Below are 12404 nucleotides of genomic sequence, written 5' to 3' on the forward strand. Positions count from 1 at the left end.
AAAGTCGTGATAATATTAATTTTACGAAAAGCCTCTGAATAGTAAGCACAATTTGGTTAGGTAGGTACTTTTTGGTACATCTTTATGACAGCAAACGAAAAAATATTTCCAAGAAAATTAGCGCCTCAATCTAGCGCCCGTATGGTCGAAACCATTTATGGCTGTAAATGGTCTTTAACTGTGTATCAATTATTAGATGAAGGCATAAATCGCCCCGGTGAAATGGTACGTCAAGTTGAGGGGCTAACTACTAAAGTACTGAATCAATGTCTCAAACGTAATGTCGAGTTTGGTATTTTAGAAAAGCAAATATTCAACGAACTGCCTCCTCGCGTTGAATATCAAGTGACCCCGTTTGGCGAAAAGTTTTTAGCCATTCTTGAACAGTTGGAAAACTTACAATCTGAGATAGATTTATACCAATCCTCTTAATTAAGCATTCTATTTTGAGGCAAGGAAAACTTGTCGATAACGAGGAGAGTATTTTGCTATTTAGTTATTCTAAATAAAAAATTTTCAACGAAGTTAGCGTCAGTTTTAACCCCTCAAAATGATTGAGCATTATTGAGGATTGGTATTATTTAAAAGGCGAGTAAAATCATAGTTTAAAGATACGTATAAGCATTGAAGTGATGAGTTGAACAAATCGCAACTAGAAATTGATACCCTATAACATTACAATTAAAACTACCGTCACTTAAATTTTAAATAAACATGGCTTACTCAAATACCGCCGAGCAGCTTGAAGTAGCATCAAGCGTCTCTGTGTCTGACGAGTTTCAAATACTCACGGACATCTACAACGAACACGTCAATATTGCGATTTGGCAACACACTTTATCCTCTGACATATTAAAAGAGTCGCAAAACATTATAGAAAATGCGCCAAGCCTTCAAGAAGCGATTGCTGCTGAACCTGAACATGCATTTGAACAAATAAGCAGTAGCCATCGTGCATTGAAAGCAAGCCCGGCTTTATGTGATCACATCGCAGTTCTAGTCGATATGTTTTGTACTTTGTTTGAAGCCAAACGCGCCGGTGTGCGTTTGTCTGTTTTAGACAAAGCAATGTGCCCTAAATTTCATGTCGACAAAATCCCTTGTCGCTTAGTCACCACTTTCGAAGGCGTGGCCACAGAATGGCTCCTTAACGAACATGTTGATCGCTCAAAGCTCGGTGCGGGCAGTCAAGGTCTTGATGACGAGCACTCAGGTATTATGACTGTGCAAAATGCCATTCAAACACTTGAAGCCGGCGATGTTGCCTTGCTAAAAGGTGAAGGTTGGGCTGGTAATGAAGGTAAAGGTTTAGTTCACCGCTCTCCAAAATTGGCCGAAGGTAAAAAGCGATTATTACTCACTCTTGACCTGATTGATTAATCTCACTTTTACTTTCTAAAAACCTTTTAATCTGAGCTTTGCAGCCATTCAAATTGCAAAGCTCTAATTTATCTATTCATTCTATTTTACCCACATTTAAATTTAACTAGGCTTTTCATAGATTTATTAAAATTTATTATTTGCTGTCGTATAAATTGCGGGTATTCTTCGTTGAGTATTCGTAATCAATTTCACGTTTTTAAGTGATTCTATTAGCGTACATTCACAAAGGTCTACAACGTTATGAAAGTAAATGCCGATTTAATTATTGAGCTCAGGCAAAAACAGTGTTGGTCTCAAGATGAGCTAGCCATTGCAGCAGGGTTAAACTTACGAACAATTCAAAGAATTGAAAAAGAGTATACGGCCTCATTGCAATCTAAAAAGGCCATCGCGTCGGCGTTAAACATTAACTTTGCAGATCTGGACTACGAGGAAACGTCCATGAAAAAACAATACGAATATAAAACACTCGAAATAGAAAATAACGAAGGCTTTTTAGCTGGCTTCAAAAAAGCAAAGCTACCTGATTTACAGTCAATATTAAATCAAGAAGGACAAGATGGGTGGTTGCTCGTTCAAATACTCACGCCTGAACTCGCACAAAATGCATTAGTTGGAAAAACCGGAAACTTACTTGCTATCTTCCAGCGAGAAATAACTCACTGATAAAATAACTGAGGCGCAAAGAAGCGCCTCATGAGCTTAACTAACTCTCAGCTTTATCAGAAGTAATAACCCACGTTAATATTCAGCCTTCTCTCAAAATCATCACTGTTGCCAGCAATCGAACCTCCAACAAAGGGCTGGTTTTTCGCATGAACTAAGTCAACATACGTAAACAACGCCCCTGCTGATATCGACATACCTGTAATATTCATCCACGTATTGGCAGTATCATCTGACTTGTTGTAAATGGTGCCAAAATCGTTGTAGAAACTCAGTTGGGAAATAGGCCCAATATCTACCGATAAATCATAAGAAACTGCAAGGTTAGTGCTGGTCGCCTCACTGGCGATGGTGTCATACATAGAGTTAGCACCTACAACGATTTGTGTCACATTGTCTATATGATATTGATACTGAGTATGCTGTAAATGCACGCGCCATTGACCAATATGCGCCGAAGCATGCAGCGCCCAAGCAGTATGGTCGCCTATACGACTCACGCCATCATGCAAACCGCCATCAAGCGCTGAAAAACCAACATGGGTTGTGCCAAATTGATGTTCAAGTTGGTAAGTATAGCGACCCACTAGCGTGTTATATTCGGCTAAAGTTGATGTTGGGGCATCATAGATGTTTTCACCATTTAATCTGATCCCTAATGCATCAACAGAATAGCGATCTTTACGCTCTTCTGCACCACCATCAACGCCACCATGTTCGTCGTTTTTGAAAAATGCGATGTCTAATACGCTGTTTTCGGTTGCCTTATGTTTGAGTACCAGTCCTAAATCGTAATCTTCTTGCAAGCCAATGAAGTAATTAGGGCTCATAAAGTAACTATGAAAGCCACTATGTGGTGCATTGCCAAATGGCACAGGTGCCAAACCCAGTTGGCCATGCCAGTCATCACTGAGGTCGTAATCTAGATACGCAAATTTAACCACACGCATATAATCTAAAAAGCGGATCTCTGCATTTACACCAATATCGGCAATGTCACCAGAGAAATTCAAGCGCACTAAATCAAAGTCGATGTCGCCACCACGCTTTTCGTTGTCATCATCATACGACACCATGTTGTAGTTAAAACGAATAGCACCACCGACATGAATATCTGGGGCAGCATTTACCACCACCTCTTTGCTGTTCTGCGCTTTCATCTGTTTTACTTGCTGCTCTAGCACAGCGATTTGTTGCTCTAACTTTTCAAGCTCAGTATTAGCTGTATTGCCTGCAGCCTCAACACAAGTTGATATGAAAAATGACGACATCATAGTGGCGCTAAGAAGTGCCAGCGTACAAACCGAAAAACGAGGTGAAAAAAGAGACATAAAAGCGAATTTCCGAGGTGAGAGTAATAAAATTCGCGCAAGCCTAGCCTACTCTTTTTGCGTATTCAAATTAGGGAAAATTGCAAAACTGCTAGTGATGTAAGCGAAGAATTTAAAGGCTGTTTAAACTCGTAAACAATGTAAATGATAAGAAAATCAGTGCTATTTAGAACCGCTACACAAGAAGGTAAGAAAGCAAGGTTATACAATTAAAAACGCTAAAAATCATGGGCTTGATATCTTCTTTTACGTAATCGATCATAAACCGTAAATTCTCTGTAACTTTCACCGCTCTGAATGCTTTATTTTCAACCACTTAAATCCAAATTGACTGTTTGCTCAAGGTTTAATCAAAAACAAAAAAGAGCGCCGCAGCGCTCTTAAGTGTACTCAGTTTTATGAATTAGAAAGCATACGTTACTTTTAATTTCACATTGCGCTCGTCCCCTGGCATACCGCCTAAGAACATAGCCTTGTTGTAATACACTTTGTCGAATAAATTGTAGATATTCGCTTGGACTTTCCAGTTGTCGTTGCTGTAACTAACACCGGCATCAAATACGCTATAGCTTGGCACATATCCGTCAGGAATGCCGAATGAAGTCGAGTGCGTGCTGCGGTTATCCACATACTTGTGACCTAAACTGAAGTTAATTGGCTCAGCGAGATCAAACAGTTCTTTTGAATAAGTAACCCAACTACCTACCGTCACATAAGGCACCCCTTTTTGACGTGTGTCGAATGAATCGCGGTTTGGATCTTTCTTATCACGTGCATCTTGATAAACTGCATTAAAGTTAAGCTTCCACTCATCAGTTAATACTGCATTTAGGTCAAGTTCTACACCCTTAGTTTGCTCTTTCCCATCAAAGAAGCTCTTTGGTACGCTCGCGGCAGACACTCCCTCTTCATAATCAGGGTTTGCATACTCTAGGTTAGTACGACTGCTATCAAAAACGATGAATGAAGCCACTAGTTGATCATCAAATGCTTTAACACGTAAGCCAATATCGTTTGAGATTGACTCTGAATCTTCACGGTCCTTTTCATTGCCATAAATGGTTCCCAGTACGCTATATGCCGTGCGACCTTTAGCATGGTTAACAAACATCGATACATCATCAGTGAACTTATAGCTCGCACCTAAATTAAACGTTAAGCCGCTATCTGAAGTATCTTGCTCTGGCGTTGGCTCTGCAGCACTTGCACGGTATCTTGCATCTACACCAAAGTGCTCGTAACTTTGTTTGATACGGTTGTACGCCACACCCACTCGCGTTGTAATGCCATTTTCAAAGTAGGCAACATGTTGTGCGCCTAAACCCCACGCATTCACTGTTTTATTGTAATCACTGGTTTTTAACGGATCGTGATCTTCAAAGCTGCCAGTTGCCCAGTTCGGATTACGGATATCGAATATGTAAGGTAATTTACCTTGGTAAATCACGTCACCCTCTTTGTTTTTTATGACTTTATCTGCATCATAGATTGAATATTGCTTAAAGCGGATATCGCGATCTTCGTAGTTTGCGTTGACTAAAAACTCATTATCAACATTGCCTAAAATAAAGTCATAGCGTAGATCAGCAAAGTACTGCCAAGATTGCTCTTCTGCTTCTACTTTACGATATTCCTGACGACGGGCAGCATAAGGATAAAGTACATCATCAACCACTAAAGGCGCACGCGGATCAGCATTGATGGTGCCACGACGATTCCAGTATACATAGTTATACGCACCGGTTTGGCGGGCAAAGCCAGAATCATAGTTACGGAATTGCAGTTGATGGTTTAAGGTCAAATCATCATTGAAAGCAATATTGTGAGTCAGCTTTACACGTAACTCTTCGCCTTCATTGTCTTTTGCCATTGGCGAAATAATACCGTTATGGCCAAATGTATAAGGCGTTAAGCCATCATTCGCTGCCAATGAGTTTGCAAGCTGTTGACGCTGGGCATCCGATAACTGCACGCCTTTGCCAGCAGGATCATTAATTAAATCTTGCCAGCTCGCTTCACCTGCAGTTTTGCCATCAACAGATTCAGCATTATAGATTCGAATTGGGTGACCAATTGAGTCTACAGCGATGGCATCTTTGATATATGCCGTTGAAAGCATGATGTCTTGCGCATCACTAAGCACATACTTGAAACTGACATACGCTTCATCTCTGTCATTGCTTAAATCACGATAGCCATCACTGCGCTCCGTTTTAACCAGCACACGGTAAGCTAGATCGTCAGTAATACCAGCTGTTGAGTCCATTTCTACAGAATATGTATTCCACTGACCAAGCTCAGCGGTTAAGGCATGCTGCTCTTCAAATTCTGGCTTTTTCTCTATCAGGTTGATCACACCACCGGCACTACCCATACCATACAAGCCTGTTGCAGGGCCTTTTAAGACTTCGATTGACTCAACGTTGGTCAAAGAGCGCGTAGGGTTAAAGGTATTTCCTAAACCTGCACCGCCATACATACCATCATAGGTATAATTGGCACCTAAGCCACGCACCACTAAGTTATCACCAATACCATAGTTGTTGCCTGCTTGCGTTACACCACTGATATTGCGTACAAGATCTTGAAGATTTGAAACGCCTTGTGCGTTGATAAGTTCACTGTCGACAATCACAACCGCCGCAGGTGTTTCCATCAGTGACATGTCTGACTTAGTGGCTAGGCCCGAGTTCATAACAACTTGGTTTTGGCGTCCATACACGCTGATCACTTCAATGTCAGAGTTATCGGTTGCCGAGCTATTATTTGCATCTGCTTTTGCTTGCGCATAAGTAAGAGGTGAGACCGCACAAGCGGCTGCGATAAGAGATAAGCTAAATTTTTTCATGTTGGAATATGTACTCTAGTTTCAAATCACGGAGAAGGCTAAATGAAAACAATTATCATTGCAAATGATAGTTTATTAATGATTGTTATTTGCATTAATAGTGAGCAGCACATGAATATAGTGTTAAAATATATAATGTAAAGCTATGAAAAAATTAGCATTTGAACCCGTAACAGGGTCAATTATTTAAATCGAAAATAGTCCGATTAATTTAATAAAAAGAGTAAAAATCAGGTTCAATAAAGTAATTAGAGCTTTTAAACACTATTTTTAAGGATTTAAGCTTTAGAGTTAATTCAAGGCTAAAAATTACATTCAATGGCTTTTTTTAGCCAAGGTCGCGCTTCGATGGACAATGATTTTGTTTCTAAGGTTTCTTCAGGGATGAGCACGACTTCTATCTCGAGCGGCTTAGCAATATACTTTTGTAAAAGCCTTTGCAGTCCTGCCTCATCAATACTTTCAAATTTTTGCTTTAAGACACCTTTTTGCACTGTAGTATGCTTATACCCACTGAGTTGAACTTCGCTGAAAGCATTTACCCATGAAAAATAGGCATTTTTGGCATCACTATTGTATTTGTCGACTAATTCTTTCACTCTAGGCAATGCGCGGTTATACATGTCTTGATCTTCTAAAAGAGCAAAAGTAAACAATAAATTTATACCCGAATTTAACTCGCCACTTTCATATTGGCTGATCTGAAAATTACGATATGCCGCTTTAAAAAACCGATTTGCCTTTGTAACTTCATCGAATTCAAGTGCCATGACCCCCAAATTATTATTTATGATCGCAATAGCCTTTTTATTATTAACTAGTTCAGCCAGTTCGAGCGTGCGTTGAAAATAATCTTGTGCTTGACTGTTTTTCGCATAATGGCGAGCTATACCTCCTAAGCTATTGAGTGTTTTCATTTTGTCTGTCGCATTATTCGCACTCCTCAATGCACAAAGTAGCGCTCCCTCAGATTGGGAATAAAAACCACCTCTTCTCAACCATACTCCAAGGTTATAGAGAATATTGAAACGCCTTTCTTGGAATGCATTATCATCTACATGACTAAAAAGGGATGCAAAAGCAGGCTCAGACGATTGGTGTTCATGCAGCAATAAAGACGCGAGAATCTTTAAATGATGATACTCGATAATTAAGTCATCACTTTTTAGTTTTTCCGGATCAATTTTTTTAAGTAAAAGTGATGTTTTTTGAGGGTTCGAATTAAGAAAATAAGCAGCCTCATTTATTCGATATTCATCATCTTGAACTGCTTTTTCTGCAAAAACAGGTGAAATAAAGACACTTAAAAACAGAATTAAAACAAAGCGGATGATAGTCATAATAATATCTTGCTAAGGTGAACCATCTCTATCATAAATAACTTTATGATGACTTTAGCAGTTAAATTGTAAACATATGTTAAATTTAGAATTTATATTCAACACTCTTTTTGTTTACTCAAAATTTTTTATATTGAAAAGAGATCCTTAATAAAAATTTCAACAACATATCAAGTAGCAATGCGTACACCATCAAGTTCAAATCACTCTTCATTAAATGAAATAATCAGAACTATTCATCGTACTTACTCAAGTTAACCACTAAAAATTGTGTTGCAAATTTAACCACTTAATTCTATTGTCATTAATGCATTATTTTTGTTTTTAGATAGAAAGGAATAAGTATGAAAAAAGCAGCAATAATTTTAGCAACATTACTCACTTCAGCATGTGCCTCTCAGCCTTGGTCAGAAGTATCAGGTAACTTAGATCAAACAGCCAAGAAAAACCTATATAGTGCTAACATCATTGGAGTGAATGGCGAGTCAAACGTAAGCAAGCTTAATAGACGAACTGTTGAACCGGGTAAAGTTCAATTGCGCTTATCTACAACTAAGCCGAGCCTAACAGTCGGTAATGCAATTGCACAATATAACAACAAAACTGTCGAATTAACGCTTGAACCTTGTGTTCGATATTACGTAGTCGCCGAGCACACAAATAGCTCAAGTTTCAACAAGAAAGAGTGGCAACCGCTAGTTTTAAAAAAGCAGCCAATTAAAAGTTGTCAAAAACTGTTAAACAAAGAGCCTCAAATTCTGACACCTGACTCAAAACTTTCTATCTAATGATTTTGGCCCCGAGACAGTTTTACGGGGCTAAAAGCCATTTTAGATATTATCTTTTATCAACCTCAATTTCGCCGTCTTTCACGACAAAGCTCACTTGCTCCATCACTGAAATATTCTCTAACGGGTTACCTTTAACGGCAATAAAATCAGCATACTTGCCAACATCTAACGAACCAAGCTTTTGTTCTTGTTTTAATAAAGTTGCTGGCGTGATGGTCGCCGCTTGTAAAGCTTGCAGCTCGGTCATACCAAATTTCACCATACGGCTAAACTGTTTACCGTTGTCGCCATGTGGATAAACGCCCGCGTCTGAGCCAAACACCATTTTTACGCCCGCTCTAACTGCTTTACCAAAACTCGCACGCTGCCTAGCACCTACAACACGCTCTTTGTTTAAGCTTTCCTCTAAAATACCGGCTTTCTCGCCTTCACCTAAAATATACTCGGTGTTGTAAATATCCATTGAGAAATAAGTGCCATGCTTTTTCGCAAGCTTGATGGCTTCGTCATCTAAAAAGCTCACGTGCTCTACCGAGTCTACGCCCGCTTTGATGGCTGATTTTATGCCCTCAGTACCATGAGCATGGGCTGCAACGGTCAAACCACGTAAATGTGCCTCAGAAACAATCGCATCCATTTCTTCTTGGGTATATTGCTGAGCACCCACTTTAGTGCCTTTAGAAAGTACCCCACCAGTCGCACAATACTTAATCACATCGGCACCAAATTTAATGTTTTCACGTACTTTGACACGCACCGCCCAAGGGCCATCTGCAACCCCTTTTGCTGTTACAGCATGTTCATGGGTCAATAAATTGTTATCACAATGCCCACCAGTCACACCCAGCGACGGGCCCGAGGCAAAAATGCGTGGTCCTGGCACATCACCCTCATAAATTGCTTGCTTTAACGCGATATCTGAATAACCCACAGCACCTAAGTTACGTACTGAGGTAAAGCCAGCTTCTAAAGTACGTTTTGCGTTACGTACACCCGTAATAGCGGCACGTTGTGAAGTACGTTGTAAGCGTTTATAACCATGAACTTGAGAATCACTGGTTAAGTGCACATGCATATCGAATAACCCTGGTAACAATGTATGCCCTGGTAATTCAATGATTTTATAATCACCCGATACTTTTGAGTGACCGCGTTTAATTTCTGAGATTTTGTTGTCATCGACAACCAACGTGACGGGTTTAATCAGTTTGCCAGTTTTAACATCGAGTGCCGCATCGGCATGAATAATTAAGTCTTCGGCTAATGCAGACATACTCGCTGTTATAGAGAATATGCTTAGTGCAATTGAGGTAAGTTTCATCAGGGGCCCTTGTTGTTTTAAGTGTTTTTTGTTTTCACAAAACCTATTAATTCATAAAGTATTTGTTAATGCGAGCTTTTGCGACTTTTATAAAACCATTAACTTATATTAAAAAAAGGTACGGAAATTTCTAATTAAACCAATAACTCAGCTTAATTATTTAACCAAACTCTCACTTTTGAGAATAAAATCTAATTTATCATTGCAGAATTATTACACTTTCCCCTATAATGCCCGCCCAACCGAATAGCAGCATGATGCTGACCTTCATTTTATAAAAACCACTTGTCATGGAAGCGATCGCCCTTAAAGGTGATGGCGTTTTTGTGCGCGTGTGTTTTATAAATTAAAATCTCATTTCTCTGCTATTCCACTAGGTTGGCGAGTCACCTCGCAAGAAACCAACACACACACGAGATTTAAAACACAGTTTCTTGAGGAATAAATATGAGCACCCCTGTACGCAATTTATCTCCTATCGCTGCGGCGATGGCCTTTGCACTGACCAGCTTCTCTTCAACTTCGGTAATGGCTGACGAAGCTAAAGCTGAAGACAAAAAAATCGAAGCAATTACAGTAACAGCAACAAAACGTTCGCAAGTTATTTATGAAGTGCCAATTGCGATGAGTGCATTCTCAGGTGATGACCTTGATTCACAAGGTATTTCTGACATCACTGATGTAGGCAAGTTTGTTCCTAACTTAAATATCACTGGCTTCTCAGCAGGCCACAACTCATCTGCGAACCCGTTCATCCGTGGTATTGGTCTGCAAGATCACCTTATCACTACAGATCCAGGCGTAAGTGTTTACGTTGATGGCGTTTACTTAGGTCGCCAAGTAGGTCAAAACTGGAACCTAGCAAACATCGAGCGTATCGAAGTACTTCGTGGTCCTCAGGGCACACTTTACGGACGTAACTCAATCGGTGGTGCAATCAACATCATCACTAAACAGCCAGATCAAGCTGCAGTTACTAAAGTAAGTGCTGAAGTGGGTACTCGTGGTCGCTTAAAAGGCAGCATCTTCACTAACCAAGCAGTGACTGAAGACTTAGCGTTTAACTTCAACATGGGCTTTAACCGTCGCGGTGGTTTAGGTGAGTTCATCAACTTGCCAAATGCTGAATACGATGTGGGCGAAAACCAAGAATTCCACGGTCGTCTTTCTGTAAAATACAATGCAAGCGAAGACTTACGTTTGGTATTCACAGCTGATGCAAACGATGGTGAAGGCGGTACGCGTCCATTCACAACATTAATTGACGAACTACCAAACGGTCGTTTAGCGCAAAGCGGTTTAACAAACGCCGACGTTGCAGCTGACCCATATGACAATGCAACCAGCACCATTGAAACTGCAACCGTTTCAAACAAAGCAAACGGCATTTCTTTAACGGCTGAATACGATATCAACGCTGATCTTGGTACTAAATTCATCTTCTCTAAGCGTTCATCAGAATACAAAGCAGGTCTTGATGACGACGGTACGGCAGTAAAACTAGACCACTACCCAGAGCGTGGTACAGCAGATCAAACCTCTGTTGAACTACAATTAACAGGTTATTTAGGCTCTGTTGACTTCGTAACGGGTGTTTACTGGTTTAACGAAGAAGGTAGCAACCGTCAAAGCGACACTGAAGCACAGTTCAATGGCGGCCCAACAAAACTTGAGCTTGACCAAGAAACGACAAGCCGCGCTGTATTCGTAAACGTGGGTTACGATGCAACTGATGAGTTACGTCTATCTGGTGGTGTGCGTTACACAGAAGATGAAAAGTCAGCTTCAACAAACGTATTTGACCCAGTTGGTACTATTCACTCAAGCCGTGAATGGGACGAAGTGTCTTATGAAGTCGCTGCAAACTACACGTTTGAAAACGGTCTAAACTGGTACGGTACAGTACAAACTGGTTACCAATCAGGTCAGTACCCTGCGCGCCCTTACTTCTTAATCGGTCAATTCTTCGGTGCAGGTGGTTTTGATAACCCTGAAGCTACTGCAATTGTCCGTGCAAACAACGCATTTATGGCGAGTGATAACATCAGTGCAATCAACTACGAAACAGGTTTCAAAGGCCAGTTAACAGATGATTTCAGCATGAGTGTGGCATTTTTCAACACCGAGTATGACGACCTACCTTACCAAGTAAACACGTCAACAGAGACTGGTTTTGATACCAATAACCTGATCGTCGAGCAAACGTCTCGCGGCGTTGAATTTGAAAGCACCTATTACGTAACTGATAACTTCACGCTTCACTCAAGCTTTGGCTTTATGGACGTAGACGTTGAAGAACAAAATGGCGTTAAGCCAGTTGCGCCGCTTACACCAGAGTGGACTGCATCACTTAGCCCGTCATATTCGTTTGAACTTGAAAACAACGCGACAATAACAAGCCGCTTTGACGTATCTTTCCGTGACAGCATGTACGGTGAGCCAAGCTCAGATCCACTTCGCATGACGCAAGTTGATAGCCGCACAACAGTGAACTTCGATATCTCTTACGCGCCTGCAAATGCAAACTGGGACGTATCACTATACGGTCGTAACGTCTTTGATGAGCGTTATGATGATGCACGCTTAAATACTGGTGATTACCTACTTGTGATCAAGAGCAATGATGCAAGCGAATTTGGTGTACGCTACCGCGCAACATTCTAATTCGCTATTAAGCTAATACTAAAACGGGGCCATTTGCCCCGTTTTGTTTTTTAGCCTCTA

At 40.5% G+C, this 12404-nt stretch carries 9 protein-coding genes; 5 read left to right on the forward strand and 4 right to left on the reverse strand.

Annotated elements, in window-relative coordinates:
* Window positions 1-84: 84 nt before the first annotated feature.
* The 3 genes from ACXAC4_RS10990 to ACXAC4_RS11000 all read left to right on the forward strand — a co-directional run bounded on the left by ACXAC4_RS10990 (window position 85) and on the right by ACXAC4_RS11000 (window position 2049).
* Window positions 85-432 (forward strand): winged helix-turn-helix transcriptional regulator, encoded by a 348-nt coding sequence (locus ACXAC4_RS10990; protein ID WP_058030329.1) that lies wholly within the window; start codon window positions 85-87, stop codon window positions 430-432.
* Window positions 433-714: 282 nt separating this feature from the next.
* Entirely contained in the window at window positions 715-1380 is a 666-nt protein-coding gene (locus ACXAC4_RS10995; protein WP_475161455.1) for a DUF1826 domain-containing protein, read from the forward strand.
* A 243-nt stretch (window positions 1381-1623) separates the two neighbouring features.
* Window positions 1624-2049: a DUF4177 domain-containing protein gene (locus tag ACXAC4_RS11000; protein WP_475161458.1), complete on the forward strand. Its 426-nt coding sequence runs from the start codon at window positions 1624-1626 to the stop codon at window positions 2047-2049.
* Window positions 2050-2105: 56 nt separating this feature from the next.
* On the opposite strand, the gene ACXAC4_RS11005 is transcribed toward ACXAC4_RS11000, so the two are convergent.
* The 3 genes from ACXAC4_RS11005 to ACXAC4_RS11015 form a co-directional block, all read right to left on the reverse strand.
* Window positions 2106-3380: a carbohydrate porin gene (locus ACXAC4_RS11005; protein WP_475161462.1), complete on the reverse strand. Its 1275-nt coding sequence runs from the start codon at window positions 3378-3380 to the stop codon at window positions 2106-2108.
* 403 nt (window positions 3381-3783) lie between these two features.
* Window positions 3784-6228, reverse strand: a complete 2445-nt coding sequence (locus ACXAC4_RS11010) for a TonB-dependent receptor (RefSeq protein WP_475161466.1) — start codon at window positions 6226-6228, stop codon at window positions 3784-3786.
* A gap of 302 nt (window positions 6229-6530) precedes the next feature.
* The gene (locus ACXAC4_RS11015) at window positions 6531-7568 is read right to left on the reverse strand and encodes a tetratricopeptide repeat protein (protein WP_475161468.1); all 1038 of its coding nucleotides are present in this window, start codon (window positions 7566-7568) and stop codon (window positions 6531-6533) included.
* Between the two features lie 344 nt (window positions 7569-7912).
* On the opposite strand from ACXAC4_RS11015, the gene ACXAC4_RS11020 reads away from it, so the two are divergent.
* On the forward strand, window positions 7913-8356 hold the full coding sequence (locus ACXAC4_RS11020) for a hypothetical protein (RefSeq protein WP_475161472.1): 444 nt from the start codon (window positions 7913-7915) through the stop codon (window positions 8354-8356).
* Window positions 8357-8405: 49 nt separating this feature from the next.
* Here ACXAC4_RS11020 and ACXAC4_RS11025 read toward each other — a convergent pair whose 3' ends face one another.
* Complete coding sequence (locus ACXAC4_RS11025) at window positions 8406-9632, reverse strand: Xaa-Pro dipeptidase (protein ID WP_475164100.1); 1227 nt, start codon at window positions 9630-9632, stop codon at window positions 8406-8408.
* 495 nt (window positions 9633-10127) lie between these two features.
* Between ACXAC4_RS11025 and ACXAC4_RS11030 the strand changes: the two genes are divergently transcribed.
* Window positions 10128-12344, forward strand: a complete 2217-nt coding sequence (locus tag ACXAC4_RS11030) for a TonB-dependent receptor (RefSeq protein ID WP_475161476.1) — start codon at window positions 10128-10130, stop codon at window positions 12342-12344.
* Window positions 12345-12404 lie beyond the last annotated feature (60 nt).

The organism is Pseudoalteromonas sp. AWM4_233, assembly GCF_056158285.1.